The organism is Rhodococcus ruber (assembly GCF_016804345.1).
In the GTDB taxonomy this organism is placed as follows: Bacteria; Actinomycetota; Actinomycetes; order Mycobacteriales; family Mycobacteriaceae; genus Rhodococcus; species Rhodococcus ruber.
Genome location: NZ_CP044211.1, coordinates 1,500,756 through 1,515,871 on the forward strand (window position 1 = coordinate 1,500,756; position 15,116 = coordinate 1,515,871).

General features: G+C 70.9%; 15 protein-coding genes. 6 read left to right on the forward strand and 9 right to left on the reverse strand.

Going from position 1 to position 15,116, the window contains the following annotated elements:
* Positions 1-30: 30 nt before the first annotated feature.
* Positions 31-1,071, forward strand: coding sequence for a carboxylate-amine ligase (locus F1734_RS07035; RefSeq protein WP_010593129.1), 1,041 nt, complete (start codon positions 31-33; stop codon positions 1,069-1,071).
* Here the strand turns inward: F1734_RS07035 and F1734_RS07040 are convergent.
* Entirely contained in the window at positions 1,046-1,798 is a 753-nt protein-coding gene (locus F1734_RS07040; RefSeq protein WP_010593128.1) for a pyrimidine reductase family protein, read from the reverse strand. The two genes, F1734_RS07035 and F1734_RS07040, sit on opposite strands and share 26 nt — an antisense overlap.
* Positions 1,799-1,912: 114 nt before the next feature.
* Here F1734_RS07040 and F1734_RS07045 point away from each other — a divergent pair, with 114 nt between their 5' ends.
* From F1734_RS07045 to F1734_RS07055, 3 genes are all read left to right on the forward strand, one after another.
* Positions 1,913-3,457, forward strand: a complete 1,545-nt coding sequence (locus F1734_RS07045; RefSeq protein WP_010593127.1) for a YhjD/YihY/BrkB family envelope integrity protein — start codon at positions 1,913-1,915, stop codon at positions 3,455-3,457.
* Complete coding sequence (locus tag F1734_RS07050; protein WP_010593126.1) at positions 3,454-3,693, forward strand: DUF3618 domain-containing protein; 240 nt, start codon at positions 3,454-3,456, stop codon at positions 3,691-3,693. Before F1734_RS07045 ends, F1734_RS07050 begins: the two co-directional genes overlap by 4 nt.
* 157 nt (positions 3,694-3,850) lie before the next feature.
* Positions 3,851-4,744, forward strand: a complete 894-nt coding sequence (locus F1734_RS07055) for a hypothetical protein (RefSeq protein ID WP_010593125.1) — start codon at positions 3,851-3,853, stop codon at positions 4,742-4,744.
* Positions 4,745-4,778: 34 nt separating this feature from the next.
* On the opposite strand, the gene F1734_RS07060 is transcribed toward F1734_RS07055, so the two are convergent.
* The 8 genes from F1734_RS07060 to F1734_RS07095 all read right to left on the reverse strand — a co-directional run bounded on the left by F1734_RS07060 (position 4,779) and on the right by F1734_RS07095 (position 13,427).
* Positions 4,779-6,671, reverse strand: coding sequence for a propionyl-CoA synthetase (locus F1734_RS07060; RefSeq protein ID WP_010593124.1), 1,893 nt, complete (start codon positions 6,669-6,671; stop codon positions 4,779-4,781).
* 127 nt (positions 6,672-6,798) lie between these two features.
* On the reverse strand, positions 6,799-8,301 hold the full coding sequence (locus tag F1734_RS07065) for a carboxyl transferase domain-containing protein (protein WP_017679386.1): 1,503 nt from the start codon (positions 8,299-8,301) through the stop codon (positions 6,799-6,801).
* A 60-nt stretch (positions 8,302-8,361) separates the two neighbouring features.
* Positions 8,362-9,552 (reverse strand): ABC transporter permease, encoded by a 1,191-nt coding sequence (locus F1734_RS07070; RefSeq protein WP_203011467.1) that lies wholly within the window; start codon positions 9,550-9,552, stop codon positions 8,362-8,364.
* The gene (locus F1734_RS07075) at positions 9,549-10,439 is read right to left on the reverse strand and encodes an ABC transporter ATP-binding protein (RefSeq protein ID WP_203011468.1); all 891 of its coding nucleotides are present in this window, start codon (positions 10,437-10,439) and stop codon (positions 9,549-9,551) included. The genes F1734_RS07070 and F1734_RS07075 overlap by 4 nt, the downstream gene beginning before the upstream one ends.
* 33 nt (positions 10,440-10,472) lie before the next feature.
* Positions 10,473-11,018, reverse strand: coding sequence for a hypothetical protein (locus tag F1734_RS07080; RefSeq protein ID WP_017679388.1), 546 nt, complete (start codon positions 11,016-11,018; stop codon positions 10,473-10,475).
* On the reverse strand, positions 11,015-11,305 hold the full coding sequence (locus F1734_RS07085) for a helix-turn-helix transcriptional regulator (RefSeq protein ID WP_010593119.1): 291 nt from the start codon (positions 11,303-11,305) through the stop codon (positions 11,015-11,017). Before F1734_RS07085 ends, F1734_RS07080 begins: the two co-directional genes overlap by 4 nt.
* A 113-nt stretch (positions 11,306-11,418) precedes the next feature.
* The gene (locus F1734_RS07090; protein WP_010593118.1) at positions 11,419-11,793 is read right to left on the reverse strand and encodes an RNA-binding S4 domain-containing protein; all 375 of its coding nucleotides are present in this window, start codon (positions 11,791-11,793) and stop codon (positions 11,419-11,421) included.
* Complete coding sequence (locus F1734_RS07095; protein WP_010593117.1) at positions 11,790-13,427, reverse strand: ABC-F family ATP-binding cassette domain-containing protein; 1,638 nt, start codon at positions 13,425-13,427, stop codon at positions 11,790-11,792. Before F1734_RS07095 ends, F1734_RS07090 begins: the two co-directional genes overlap by 4 nt.
* Before the next feature lie 86 nt (positions 13,428-13,513).
* Between F1734_RS07095 and F1734_RS07100 the strand changes: the two genes are divergently transcribed.
* Together F1734_RS07100 and F1734_RS07105 are read left to right on the forward strand one after the other, a co-directional pair.
* A complete protein-coding gene (locus F1734_RS07100; protein ID WP_203011469.1) occupies positions 13,514-14,338 on the forward strand; it encodes an aldo/keto reductase in 825 nt (274 codons plus the stop codon).
* Positions 14,339-14,533: 195 nt separating this feature from the next.
* Positions 14,534-15,040, forward strand: a complete 507-nt coding sequence (locus F1734_RS07105) for a pyridoxamine 5'-phosphate oxidase family protein (protein WP_010593115.1) — start codon at positions 14,534-14,536, stop codon at positions 15,038-15,040.
* The last annotated feature ends 76 nt before the right edge of the window (positions 15,041-15,116 follow it).

The window sequence follows — 15,116 nt, forward strand, 5'->3', positions numbered from 1 at the left end:
GTCGCCGGCGGCAACGGGTAGCCCGCAACCATGAACTCCGAAACCTCCCGCCCGGATCCGGGCGACGGCGTCACCATGGGCGTGGAGGAGGAGTTCCTGCTCGTGGACCCGGCGTCGGGCCGTCCCACACCGGGGTTCGACGCCCTGTACGAACAGCTTCCGCAGGTGCCCGGGGTGAACTTCGTCGGCGAGTTGCACCCGACCCAGATCGAGGCGGTGGGCGGGGTGTGCCGAACCCTCGACGACCTGCGGGCCCAGCTGACCGCGTCCCGGTCCGCCCTCCACGGTGCCGCCCTCCGCTGCGGGATGCGCATTGCCGCCACCGGGGTGCCCGAACGCGACGCCGGCCCCGGCACCGTCGTCGGGACGGGGCGCCGGGCCGCCATCGCCGACCGGTACCGCGCGCTGGTCGACGACTACCATGCCTGCGGCTGCCACGTGCACGTCGGCGTCGCCGACCGGGACACCGCGGCCGCCGTGGTGAACCATCTGACCCCGTGGCTGCCCACCCTCGTCGCGCTCGGGGCCAACTCCCGGCGGCACGACGGGCGTGACACGGGATACGCGAGCTGGCGCATCGTGCAACAGAGCCGGTTTCCCGGTTTCGGCCTGCCCCCGTACCTGCGTTCGGCCCAGCACGCCGCGGACCTCGTCGCACGCCTGGTCGGCGCCGGGGTGCTGCTCGACTCGCGGATGACCTTCTGGCTTGCCCGGCCGTCGGTGCACGTGCCGACGGTGGAGATCCGCGCGGCCGACACCGCGGCCACGGTGGACGGCACGGTCGTGCAGGCCGCCCTGGTCCGGGGTCTGGTCGGCGCGGCGCTCGACGATCTGCGCCGTGGTGTCGAGGCGCAGGCCGTCGAACCGGAGGTCGGTGCGGCGGCGGTGTGGAGTGCCGCCCGGTACGGTCTCGAGGGTCCGGCGGTGGATGTGCACACCGGCGCCCGGATCCCGGCTCGGGACCTGCTCACCCGTCTGCTGGACCGCGTCGCACCGGTGCTGCGGACCCACGGTGACCTCGACGTGGTGCGCACACTCCTGCCTGTCACGTCCCGCGTACCCACCGCGTGAGCACGGTGCCGTCGTCGTCGGCGAGGATGTGGGCGGGCCGCATCGACGTCGGCGCCGTCCGCGGGGCGGTGGCGATCCGGCCCGCCGGGCCGGCGGCGAGCAGCGGCGCCAACGTCAGGCACAGGTCGTCGACCACGCCGTCGGCGATCAGCTGACCGAACAGCCGTGGCCCGCCCTCGCACAGCGCACGACTCCAGCCCGCCGCCGAGAGGGCGTCCCGCACCGCGTGCCCGTCGATCGAGTGCTCGGCGACCAGTCGCACGTCCGCACCGGCGGCGGCGAGGGCCCGGCGGCGTTCCTCCGGTGCCGTCTCGCACGTGAGGACGACCGGCGCGACGGTGGTGTCGGTGAACAAGCGGCAGTCGGGGTCGAGGTCGCACGTCGCGGTGACGACCGCGACCGGCGGAATCTCCGGCAGCCCCGCCTCGGCGCGGCGCGCGCGCAGTCCCCCGCTCGTGCGGGCGCCGCCGTAGTTCTCGCTGCGGACCGTGCCCGCGCCGACGACGATCACCTCGGCCAGCGCCCGCAACAGACCGAACACCTTCTTGTCCGACGGCGTGCCGAGCCCACCCGAGCGTCCCTCCACGGCGACGGCACCGTCGAGGGACGACACGAAGTTCACCCGCAGCCACGGGGAGGACAGGTCCGGCGGGTAGGCGTAGAGGGCCCGCAGCTCGTCGTCGTCGAGTGGACGGGCCGGGCAGGTCGGATCGTCGAGGCGCCGCATCGCTCGATCACACCACGCTCCGCCGCGGTCCGGGGGCCCGGCACACCGCACCGGCGGCGGTCGCGTGCCGGCCGTGGCGTTTGGTCCGTCCGTGCCACGGGTACATCGGGAACCATGACCGCAGATCACCGGGTCCGCGACGGGTCGGAGGCCCCGGCCGACGATTCGCGCAAGCCCGACTCGCCGACCGACCTGACCACACCGTCGTGGAAGTACGTGCTGCGCAAGACCGCTCGCGAGTTCAGTCACGATCAGTGCACCGACCTCGCCGCCGGCCTCACCTACTACGCCGTCCTGTCGCTGTTCCCCGCTCTCCTCGTGGTCGTGTCGCTCCTCGGCGTGTTCGGCCAGGGGGGGACGACGGTGGACACGGTGCTGCAACTGGTCGAGGACCTCGGGCCCACCGACGCGGTGAACACGCTGCGCGGCCCCGTCGAACAGTTGGTGCAGGCACCGACCGCGGGCCTGGCTCTGATCCTCGGTATCGCCGGCGCCCTGTGGTCGGCCTCCGGCTACGTCGGTGCGTTCGGCCGGGCCATGAACCGCATCTACGAGATCGAGGAGGGGCGACCGATCTGGAAGTTGCGGCCCTGGATGCTCCTCATCACCGCGCTCGCCCTGATCGCAATGGGCGCGACGGCGCTCATGCTCGTCGTCAGCGGTCCCATCGCCCGGGCCGTGGGAGACGTGATCGGGCTCGGCGAGACTTCGGTGATGATCTGGAACATCGCGAAGTGGCCGGTCATCCTGCTGCTCGTGATCATGATCATCGCGGTTCTGTATTACGCGACGCCGAACGTGTCGCAGCCCAAGTTCCGCTGGATCAGCATGGGCGCGACCATCGCGATCGTCACGTGGATCGTGGCGTCCCTCGCGTTCGCCTTCTACGTTTCCAACTTCGGTAGCTACAACAAGACGTACGGCTCGCTCGCCGGCGCGATCGTCTTCCTCCTGTGGTTGTGGATCACCAACCTCGCGCTGCTGTTCGGCGCGGAGTTCGACGCCGAGCTCGAGCGCGGACGTCAGTTGCAGGCCGGTATCGAGGCGGAGGAGACGCTGCAGCTGCCGCCCCGGGACACCCGCAACATCGAGAAGAACGAGGAGAAGCGGCAGGAAGACATCGAGCGCGGCCGCGAACTCCGGCTCGCGCACGCCGCGTCGGGCCGCGAAGGCGCCGACGATGCGGAGGGCGACAGACCGGCCCCAGACGTCGCACGACACGGAAAGGACTCGACGATGACCGCGTCCCCCGGCGGCACGCACAGTGCCACGGACCCGAGCGAACTGTCCACCGCGCAACTGATCGAGCGGCTCAGCATTCAGGTGCCGACCCTCGTGCGCACCGAGGTCACCCACGCCCTCGACGAGGTGAAAGCCAAGGGTACCCGCGTCGGCGTGGGCGTCGGCGTCGCCGGCGCCGGGCTGATGTTGATCTACCTCGGCGTCGGCGCCCTCATCGCGACCGCGATCCTGGGGCTCGCCACCGTGCTCTCCCCGTGGCTGGCCGCGTTGATCGTCTCGTTGATCGTCCTGGCGGTCGGCGGCACCCTGGCCGCTGTCGGCGCGTCGCGGGCCAAGAACTCGGCCCCACCGGTGCCCAGCGAGACGGCGGAGAGTGTCCGCAAGGACGTGAACACCGTGAAGGAGCATGTGCGATGACCGGTCCCGAACCCGTACCGTCCGTCGAGCAGCAGCGCGCCGAGCTCGCCGCAACCGTCGACGAACTCGCGCAGCGCGTGGACGTGCCGGCACGCACCAAGGCCGCCGCCCACGAGAAGGTCGAAGCCGCCAAGCAGACCGCTGCCGAGAAACCGCAGATCGTCGCCGCTGTCGTCGGCAGCGTGGTGGCCGCGCTCGCGGTGCGGGCGGTGGTGCGGCGCCGTCGCCGACGCTGACATCCGCTCACTACACAGTCATCCGCTGCGACGACGGTCGCAGCGGATGACTGTGTGCGAAGCGGGTGTTGTCCACAGGTGGGCGTTCCATCCACAGATTCGGCCGTTCGGTGGCACGAGCGGCCCGTTCCCGTCACCGTCGCGGCACGCTGAAGCGGTGACCGAACCATTGCTGCGACGTTCCGCACTGGCCGCGGGACACACCGACGCCGAGCTGCGGCGCGCGGTGCGACGCGGGGAACTCCAGCGCCTGACCCCGGGCGTGTATCTCGACGCCGACGGCGTGCAGCTCCTCGACGACGTCGGGCGGCACCGACTGCTGGCGCGGACCGTCGGCACCGGACTCCGTCCGGCCGCCGCGATCAGCCACATCTCCGCGGCGGTCCTGCACGAATTCGACGTGTGGCAGACCGATCTCGCTCTGATCCACACCACCAACGGGCGCTCCGCCGGTGGGCGCCGGGGCCCAACGCGCTACGTGCACGCGGCGGTGCTCGGCGGCGACGTCGTGCAGCTCGACGGCGTGCGGGTCACCTCACCGGCGCGCACCGTCGTCGACCTGGCGCGAACGCTGCCCGTGGAGGAGGCCGTCGTCGTCGGGGACAGCGCGCTGCGCCGATATCCCGACCTCGACTTCCGAGCTCACTTCGACGCGCCGCGCGCGGGGATCGCCGCGGCGCGACGCGTCGTCGGGTTCCTCGACGCCCGGAGCGAAAGCCCCGGCGAGTCCCTGAGCCGGCTGCGCCTGCGCGACGCGGGTCTCCCGGTCCCGGTCCTGCAGCGGACGATCCACACCCCGGGCGGTGTGTTCGTCGCGCGCGTCGACTTCTTCTGGGAGCAGTGGGGCCTCGTCGGCGAATTCGACGGGATGGTCAAGTACGGCACCGTCGACGACGTGCGCGCCGAGAAGCACCGCGAGGACGCGCTGCGTGACCTGGGGCTGCAGGTGGTGCGGTGGACGTGGCCGGAACTGTTCCGGTTCGACGTGGTCGTGGAGCGACTCCGGCGAGCCGTCCATCGCAGCCGCTCGGCCCCCAGTCATCCGCTGTGACGATCGGAAAAGCGGATGACCGGCGGGCGAGCGGTTATCCGCGCAGTTGCTGCTCGAGCGCCTCGAGCACGGACGGGTCCTCGATCGTCGACGGCACCGTGTACTGCTCGTGGTCGGCGATCTGCCGCATCGTCTTGCGGAGGATCTTGCCGGAGCGGGTCTTCGGCAGGGCCTGCACCACGGTGACGTCCCGGAACGTCGCCACCGCGCCGATCTGCTCGCGCACCATCGCCACGAGTTCCTGCCGCAGCGTCTCCGGATCGATCTCGACACCGGACTTGAGCACCACGTAACCGGACGGCCGCTGACCCTTGAGCTCGTCGCGGATGCCGACGACCGCGCACTCGGCGACGGCCGGATGCGACGCGACGACGGCCTCCATGCTTCCGGTCGACAGGCGGTGACCGGCGACGTTGATGACGTCGTCCGACCTGCCCAGGACGAACACGTAGCCGTCCTCGTCGACGTAGCCGGAATCGCCGGTGAGGTAGTAGCCCGGGAACGTCTCCAGGTACGAGCGCCGGTAGCGGTCCTCGTCCTGCCACAGTCCGGTCAGGGTGCCCGGCGGCAGCGGCAGCGCGATCACGATGTTGCCCTCGGTGTTCGGTCCGACCGGCTTACCCTCCGCGTCGACGATGTCGAGGCGGTAGCCGGGCACCGGCACCGTCGGCGAGCCGGCCTTGATCGGCAGGGGCTCGAGTCCGCGCAGGTTCGCGGCGATGGCCCATCCGGTCTCGGTCTGCCACCAGTGATCGACGACGGGCCGGTCGAGCACCTTCGTCGCCCACTCGTAGGTGTCCGGGTCGAGCCGCTCGCCCGCCGCGAACAGCGTCCGCAGGGAGGAGATGTCGTAGTTCTCCAGCTCCTTCGCCTCGGGGTCCGCCTTGCGGACCGCGCGGATCGCGGTGGGGGCGGTGAACAACGCGACGACGTCGTTCTCGTTGATGATCCGCCAGAACGCACCGGCATCCGGCGTGCCCACCGGTTTGCCCTCGTACATCACGGTGGTCGCGCCGATCAGCAGCGGGCCGTAGACGATGTACGAGTGGCCGACGACCCAGCCCACGTCGGAGGCCGTCCACCACACGTCGCCGGGGGAGATGTCGTAGATGTTGCGCATCGACCAGGTCAGGGCCACCGCGTGCCCGCCGTTGTCGCGCACCACGCCCTTCGGCTTCCCCGTGGTGCCGGAGGTGTAGAGGATGTACAGCGGGTCGGTGGCGGCGACGGTCACCGGTTCGGCGGGGGCCGCGTCGGCGACGAGCTCGTCCCAGTCGAACCACGTGGCCAGGGAGGTCTTGTAGTCGGCCGCCGTGCCCGGGATCATCTCCCGGTTCTTGACGATCACGGTGTGCGGCGGGGTCTGCGACAGCGACAGCGCCTGGTCGACCATCGGCAGGTATTCGACGGTGCGACCCGGTTCGAGTCCGCCGGAGGCGGTGACGAGCAGAACGGGCCGGGCGTCGTCGATGCGGGTGGCGAGCTCCTTGGCGGCGAACCCGCCGAACACCACCGAGTGCACGGCGCCGATGCGGGCGCACGCGAGCATCGCGATCGCCGCCTCCGGGATCATCGGCATGTAGATCACGACGCGATCCCCGGCGACGACGCCCTGATCGCGCAGCACCCCGGCGAATGCCGCGACCTCGTCCAGCAGCTCGGCGTAGGTGTAGGTGTGCTTGGCGGGGACCATCGCCGAATCCCAGATCAGAGCGGGCCGGTCGCCGTGCCCGGCCTGCACGTGCCGGTCGAGGGCGTTGAAGCTGGTGTTGAGCGTGGCGTCGGGGAACCAGCGGAACGACGGTGCCTGCGAGCCGTCGAGGGCCCGCGTCGGCGCGGCCACCCAGTCCACGGCGCGGGCCGCCTCGAGCCAGAATCCCTCGGGATCCTCCACGCTCTGCCGGAAGGCCTCCGCGTACGAGCTCATCGATTCGCATCCTCTCTGACCACAGCTTGTGACGCCGACCACCCTATTCGAGATTCCCCGCCGGAAGGCACTGCCCGTTCGGCCGGTGCGCCGGGCGGCGCCTCGGCGTCGGTGAGCGGGGTGGCAGCTACCGGGGCAGGCCCAGCTTCCGGTAGCGCTCGAGCCGCCGCCGGTACCGCAGCGTCGCGTCCTGACCGACCAGCACGCCGAGTTCGCGGGCGACGGCGGCCCCGACGCGTTTGGCGAACTCGGTGGGCTCCTCCGCGGCGTCGGGGAACTCGGGGATCACACCGTCGACGACACCGTCGCGCAGCAGATCCCGGGAGCGGATGCCCTGGGCCGCTGCCATCTGCGGGGCGTGCGCGGTGTCGCGGTGCACGATCGCGCTGGCGCCTTCGGGCGGCAGCGGGGCGAGCCAGCCGTTCTGGGCGCACAGCACCCGGTCGGCGGGCAGCAGCGCCAGGGCGCCGCCGCCGGTGCCCTGTCCGAGGAGCACCGACACCGTAGGGGTCGGCAGAGTCACCAGGTCGGCCAGGCAGCGGGCGATCTCCGGCGCGAGTCCGCGCTCCTCTGCCTCCTTCGACAACGAGGCTCCGAGCGTGTCGATCACCAGCACCAGCGGAAGGCGGAGCTCGTCGGCCAGCCGCATCGCGCGCCGCGCCTCACGCAGCGCGCCCGGACCCATCGTCCGGGCCGCGGACTGGCCGCTGCGGTCCTGACCGAACAGCACGCACGACGCGCCGCGGAACCGGGCGAGCGAGACCAGCACGGTGCGGTCGGACTCGCCCTGCCCGGTGCCCGACAGCGGAACCTGCGCGGATGCCGCATGCCGCAGCAACTGCCGGATGCCGGGACGATCCCGCCGGCGGGAGAGCATCACCGACTGCCACGCCGGAACGTCGGGCACGGCGGCGGCGGAGGTGACCGCGGGACCCGCCGACGCGTCGACGGTCGTCGGCTCGGTGAGCACGCGGAGCATCCGGTGCACGAGCTGGCGGACCGCGGCGAGGGGCACCACCCCGTCGATCACGCCCTTCTGGGACAGGTTCTCGGCGGTCTGCACGCCCTCCGGGAAGTCCTCGTGGTAGAGCGCCTGATAGACGCGGGGTCCCAGGAAGCCGACGAGGGCACCGGGTTCCGCGGCGGTGACGTGCCCGAGCGAACCCCACGAGGCGAACACCCCGCCGGTGGTGGGGTTGCGCAGGTACACGAGATAGCCGAGGTGCGCGGCCTTGTGGGCGGTGACGGCCGCTGCGATCTTGACCATCTGCACGAACGCGAGGGTGCCCTCCTGCATCCGGGTGCCGCCGGACGTGGGGGAGGCGAGCAGCGGCAGCTTCTCCCGCGTGGCGCGTTCCACGGCGAGGACGATGCGCTCGGCCGCCGCCACCCCGATCGATCCGGCGAGAAAGGCGAACTCGCAGGCGATCACCGCGATGCGCCGGCCGTGCACGGTTCCGACGCCGGTGATCACGGACTCGTCCACCCCGGACTTCGCCGCCGCGGCCTCGAGCTCCGCACGGTACTGCTCGTCGGGGTGCACGTCGACGGGGGCGGTGTCCCAGGAGTGGAAGCTGCCTGCGTCGAGCACGCTGTCGATGAACTCCTGCGCCGAGATCCTGGGGGCCATGGCACGACCCTAGCGGTGTGTCCTTCGGGCGCCTCCAGCCTCCCGAAGGACACACCGCCGCTACGCGCCCACGGCTTCCTTCCACGTGACGACGCGGCCGATGCGCAGGATGGACCGGCGGTAGATCCGCGCCCCGAGCACGCTCAGGGCGGCGGTCACGAGCAGCATCAGCACGATGGTGCCGACGATCTGCAGCGGTGTCGCCACGCCGGCAGCGATGCGCAGCGGCATCAGGATCGCCGAGAACGGCGGGATCCAGCTCAGCACGGTGCTCCACGTCGACTCGGGGTCGTCGACCGAGGAGAAGGCCGCGAAGAACATCGCGACGATGAGCACCATCAGCGGCGACGCCGTGGCGTTCACGTCCTCCTGCCGGGACACCATCGACCCGGCAGCGGCGTAGAGGACCGCGAAGAACGCGAACCCGAGGACGAACCAGCCCAGGGTGCCGGCGAGCGTGCCCAGGGCCGTGCCGGTCACGGTGAGCGTCCCGGTCGCGAGACCGGCACCGACCCCGGCCACTCCGTATGCGGTGAGTTGCAGCAGCCCCACGGCGCCGATGCCGACGATCTTGCCCCACAGCAGCTGCAGCGGGCGCAGCGTCGACAGCAGCAGTTCCACCACGCGCGACGACTTCTCCTCGACCACGCCCATCGCCACGTACATGCCGAACATCATGATCTGCATGTACAGCAGCACGACCGCGGCGATCGCCAGGGTGGTGCGCTGCCCCTGCTCCGGGTCCGGGGGATCGAGCGCTTCGACGGTCACGGTGGCGCGGGCGGTGTCCGCCGCCAGCGCCGACGGGTCGACGCCGCGCGCGGTGAGGGCGTCGACCTGGGCCTGCTGCGCGACGGCCGTGTCGATCGTCGCGCGCAGGGCCGGATCGATCTCCGATTCGGCGACGGCCGTGACCGAACCTCCCGGGCCCGGGATCAGCGCGACGTCGAGTTCGCCGTCGCGCACCCGGTCGCGACCGTCCCCGGCGTCGGGGACCTCGGAGACGTCGACGGAGCTGCCGGTGGCGTCCCCGATCGCGCTGATCGTTGCGCCGAGCGCCGGGTCGCCGACGACGCCGACGGTGGCGGCTTCGTCGGCGCCGGCGAACAGCGACACGGCGACGATGCCGCCGACGATGGCGAGCAGGACGATCGCGTTGCTGATCAGGAAGCTCTTCTTGCGGACCTGGGTGAGGAACTCGCGGCGGGCCACCAGGGCCACGGCGTGGACGGGACTCAGCGGGGCGCTCACGCGGCCACCACCTCTCGGAACAGGTCGGTCAGCGTCGGGCGATGGACGGAGAATTCGTGCACGGGACCGGTGGCGAGGGCGGCCCGGAGGATCTGCTGGTCGTCGGCGCCCTTCCCGAGCAGCAGAACGGTGCGGCCACCGCCGTGGGCGACGGTGGTGACGCCGGGCAGGTCGGCGGCCCAGCCCTCGGGGGCGTGCGGGGCGTGCACCTCGAGCCGGGCCGCGCCGTGGCCGCGCAGCTCGTCGACGGTGCCGACGGCGCGCATCGTTCCCTTGGAGATGATCCCGACCCGGTGGCAGAGCCGCTGCACGAGGTCGAGTTGGTGGCTCGAGAAGATCACCGGCACTCCGGTTTCGGCCTTCTCGATCAGCACGTCGCTCATGACGTCGACGGCGACGGGGTCCAGGCCCGAGAACGGCTCGTCGAGGACCAGCACCTTCGGATCGTGCACCAGGGCGGCCGCGAGCTGGACCCGCTGCTGGTTGCCGAGGGAGAGCGCGTCGACGGCGTCGTCCACGCGCTCGGCGATGCCCAGCCGGCTCGTCCATCGTGCGACGGCGGCGTCGGCCTCGGATCGTGACAGTCCGTGCAGGTGAGCAAGGTACGACAGTTGCGCTCCGACCTTCATCTTCGGGTACAGCCCGCGTTCCTCCGGCATGTACCCGATGGTGCGGCGCACGTCGAGGTCGACGGGCCGGCCGCCGAGCCGCACCTCGCCGGAGTCGGCGGCGAGGACACCGAGGACGATCCGCATGGTGGTGGTCTTCCCGGCGCCGTTGCTGCCGACGAAGCCGAACAACTCCCCGGGTCGCACATCGAAGGTGACGTCGTCGAGTGCGACGACGTCGCCGTATCGTTTCGAGACACCGTTGATCGTGAGCGTCACGTTTCCTCCGTCTTCCTCGGGTCGTTCTCTGCGTCAGTCGGTTTCGTCGGGATCGGGACTGTTCCAGGCGAGGATCATCGCGGGCAGGCACCCGCCGATCAGCGTCGCGGTCAGCGTCATGAGCCCGCCCGCATAGGCCATCCTGGGATGCATGCCGTCGGTCTGTACGCTGCCGACGACGAGATAGAGCACCGGAATCATCACCAGCGACTGGGTCACGGTCAGGGCGATCGAGCGAGCACTGTTGCGTTCCTGGATCTCTCGTTCGTCGAGTGCCGCGCGCGGGGCGTCGCCCTGCCTGCCGGAGACGATCTGCAGTGAGATCCACAGGGGGAAGAACGCCAGGCACGCCGGCAGCCACAGCAGTGGTCCCCGTTCGAAGAAGTGGCACAGCACGCCCACGGTGAACATGAGGACGAACGTGGCGGCGAGGGCCACGACGAGGATGCGACGGCGTCGTCGAGTGCGCCAGCGCGGCAACATGTTCCGGAACTTCTCCTCGTTCCTCAGGAAGCGCCGGGTGCGGTAGGCCTCGTACCGTTCGAGGAGAGTGGCATCGTGGACGGGCATCTCGGTCACTGTGCGTCACGTCCTTCGGTTGCGGTGCGGATTCGGTACACCTCGGTGGACAGCGGCCCGAACTCGGTGCGGGAGAACACGGCTTCGACCGGGAGGCCGAAGACGTCGCAGATGCGGAAGGCGAGGTCGAGGCTCGGGTAGTGGTCGCCGCGTTCGAGGGCGCCGACGGTCTGGGGATTGACCTCGACGAGTTCCGCGAGTTGCGCGCGGCTCATTCCGCGTTCCGCGCGCAGGACGCGGATGCGGTTGTGGATCGGCAGGGTTTCCCCCCGACGTACCGGGCTCATACAACGAATTGTTGTAAAAACCCAATGTTTCGTCAAGTGGGGGTCGCGGGGGAGCGCGCGAAACGGACATCGACAACTCTCGGTAGGTTCGCCGATGTCCGAAACGGGTGAGGCTACTCGAGCAGCCCGCGGAGCCGGTCGATCTCGCGCCGGTCCCGCTTGGTGGGCCGGCCCGTGCCGCGGTCGCGGCGGGGGAGGGAGGCGAGGATCTCCTTGGGCGGGGGTGGGGGACTGTGGTCCTCGTAGGCCTGTGCTGCGATCGGTGCACCCACCCGCTTGGTGAGCAGCTGCGTCACCCGCACGATCCGTTCCGCCCCGGCGACCCGGACCCGCACCTCGTCGCCGACCTTCACCGCCTGCGACGGCTTCGCGGGGGTGTCGTTGACCCGTACGTGCCCGCCCCGGCACGCGGCCGCAGCCGCGGAGCGCGTCTTGAACAGGCGTACCGCCCAGGTCCAGCTGTCCACCCGCACACTGCCCGGCGTCATGCCGGTTCCTCCGTCAGCCGCCCGCCGTCGAGGTGCCATCGGCGGGTCGAACGGGTGGTCGCAAGCATCCGGCGGTCGTGGGTGACCAGCATCAGCGTGCCCTCGAAGCTGTCGACGGCCTGCTCGAGCTGCTCGATCGCGGGCAGGTCCAGATGGTTCGTCGGTTCGTCGAGCACCAGCAGGTTCACCCCGCGGGCCTGGAGCAGGGCGAGTCCGGCCCGGGTGCGTTCCCCCGGCGACAGGGACGACGCGGACCGCAGCACGTGGTGACCCCTGAGCCCGAACTTGGCGAGCAGCGTCCGCACGTCCGCGTCCGGCCAGTCCGGCACCTGCGCGGCGAACGCGTCGACGAGCGGCTCGTCGCCCTCGAACAGCGCGCGTGCCTGGTCGACCTCGCCGATCTTCACGCCCGACCCGAGGGTCGCGGTGCCGGCGTCGGGGCGGATGCGGCCCAGCAGCGTGCGTAGCAGGGTCGTCTTCCCGGCGCCGTTCGGGCCGGTGAGAACGATCCGGTCGCCCCACTGCACCTGCGTGGTGACGGGCCCGAGCACGAAGTCGCCGCGGTCGACGCAGGCGCCGTCGAGGGTGGCCACCACCGTGCCGCTGCGCGGTGCCGCGGCGATCGACATGCGCAGCTCCCACTCCTTGCGCGGTTCCTCGACCACGTCGAGGCGCTCGATGCGGCGCTGCGTCTGCCGCGCCTTCGCCGCCTGCTTCTCGGTGGCCTCGGCGCGGAACTTCCTGCCGACCTTGTCGTTGTCCTTGGACTTGCGCCGGGCGTTGCGAACCCCGTGCTCGAGCCAGTTGCGTTGCATCCGGGCGCGATCCTCGAGCTCCTGCTTGGTGTCCGCGTACTCCTCGTACGTCTCGCGGGCGTGCCGCCGTGCCACCTCCCGCTCGACCAGGTACGCCTCGTAGCCGCCGTCGTACACCGCGATCTGTTGCTGGACCGGATCCAGTTCGACGATCCCGGTGACCGTGCGGGCCAGGAACTCGCGATCGTGGCTGATCACCATCAGCGCGGTGCGGGTCTCGGCGACGAACCGCTCGAGCTGATCGAGCCCGGCCAGATCGAGGTCGTTGGTGGGCTCGTCGAGCAGCAGCACGTCGTACCGCGAGAGCAGCAGGGCCGCCAGCCCGGCCCGCGCCGCCTGCCCTCCCGACAGCCCCGTCATGGGCGCGTCCAGCCCGACGTCGAGGCCCAGGTCGGCGACGACCTTCTCGGCGCGTTCGGCGAGATCCGCGCCGCCGAGCGCGAGCCACCGCTCCAGGGCGGGGGTGTAGTCGTCGACGTCGGTGCTCCCCAGCGCCTCGGCCGCCGCGTTCATCGCGTGCTCGGCCGCGGTGACACCCGTTCGACGGCCGAGGAAGCCGAGGATCGTCTCGCCCGGGACGCGCTCGGGTTCCTGGGCGAGATACCCGACCGTGGCGTCGGGCGGACCGAACGCGACCGTGCCGGTGACGTCGGCGGTGCCGACCCCGGCGAGCGTCGCGAGCAGGGTGGACTTGCCTGCGCCGTTCGCGCCGACCAGACCGATCACGTCGCCGGGCGCGACGGTCAGGTTCAGGTCGGTGAACAGGGTGCGTTCGCCCCGGGAGGCGGACAGGCCGCTGATGCGCAGTGTTGCAGTCACCTCTCGATTATCCCCACGCCCGCCGCGGGGTTTCCGGATGGTGGGATGCGGGGAACACCGGGCGGCCGGATCCGGTTGCGTCGATCATGACCGTTCCCACGATCACCCTCAACGACGGCAACACGATTCCGCAGCTCGGCTTCGGCCTGTGGCAGGTCGAGGACGAGCAGAGCTACGACGCGGTGACCGAGGCGCTGCGGGTGGGCTACCGCAGCATCGACACCGCGGCGATCTACGGCAACGAGGCGGGCACGGGCCGCGCGCTGCGCGACTCGGGCGTCCCCCGCGACGAGCTGTTCGTCACCACCAAGCTGTGGAACAGCGACCAGGGCTACGACTCGACGCTGCGCGCCTTCGACACGAGCCTCGCTCGGCTCGGCCTCGACTACGTCGACCTGTACCTGATCCACTGGCCGGCACCGGGCCAGGACCGCTACATCGACACCTTCCGCGCCTTCCAGAAGATCAAGGCCGAAGGCCGGGCCCGTTCGATCGGTGTCTCCAACTTCCGGATCGAGGACCTCGACCGGCTGATCGACACCGTCGGCGAGGTCCCGGCCGTCAACCAGATCGAGCTGCATCCGCGGTTCAACCAGGCCGAGCTGCGGGCCTACCACACCGGCAAGGGCATCGCCACGGAGGCGTGGAGTCCCCTCGGCCAGGGCACCGTGCTCGACGACCCCACGCTGACCTCGATCGCGCAGGCTCACGGCCGCAGCGTCGCGCAGGTGATCCTGCGCTGGCACATCCAGCTCGGCAACATCGTCATCCCCAAGTCCGTCACCCCCGAGCGCATCGCGAGCAACTTCGACGTCTTCGGCTTCGAGCTGACCGCGGAAGACCTCGACCGGATCCGCGGGCTGCACGACGACAGCGGCCGCATCGGCGGCGACCCCAGCACGTTCTCCTGATCGGCGGCGGCGGCGGTGGTCGTGGTGGTCGTGGTGGTCGTGGTGACCGAATGTGACACGCGTTCGATCTGATCGACGCAATGTGACATTCGGTCACCGCGTTCGGCCTGCACGTGCGGCCTGCACGATGAGTTCTCCCGGTCTGGCCGGTCCGTATCGATACGGGCTCCGGCCGGAGCCGGGAGAGGAGTCGTCGTGAGTACACCGGTCACCACCACCGTCGATGCGCGTTTCGGGGACGACGGGGAGCCGCCCCTGCCGTGGTCCGACACCGAGGAGCTGCTCGAGTCCGCACAGCTGTACTGGCTCAGCACGGTCCGGCGCGACGGCGTCCCGCATGTGACGCCGCTGATCGGACTGTGGCATGCGGGCGGATTCGTCTTCTGCACGGGTCCGGGTGAGCAGAAGACCCACAACCTGCGGCACAACGATGCCGTCGCGGTCACCACGGGTGTCGCGACCTGGGCGGCCGGCACGGACGTCGTCGTCGAGGGCCGCGCCCACCGGGTCACCGACGGCGACGCGCTACACGCCGTCGCCGAGGCGTACTACGTCAAGTACGGCCAGCAGTGGCGTTTCGAGGTCCACGGTGACGCCGTCGGTCCGGTGGACGATCCGGGCTGGGTCTTCCGCGTCGTGCCGAGCAAGGTGCTCGTCTTCGCCAAGGGCCCGTTCGGCCAGACCACGCACCGGTTCGCCTGAGCTGCCCGTGGGCCGAATGTCACATCCGGTCGATGTGATCGACTGAATGTGACATTCGGCCAAAGGGGTTCGGGGG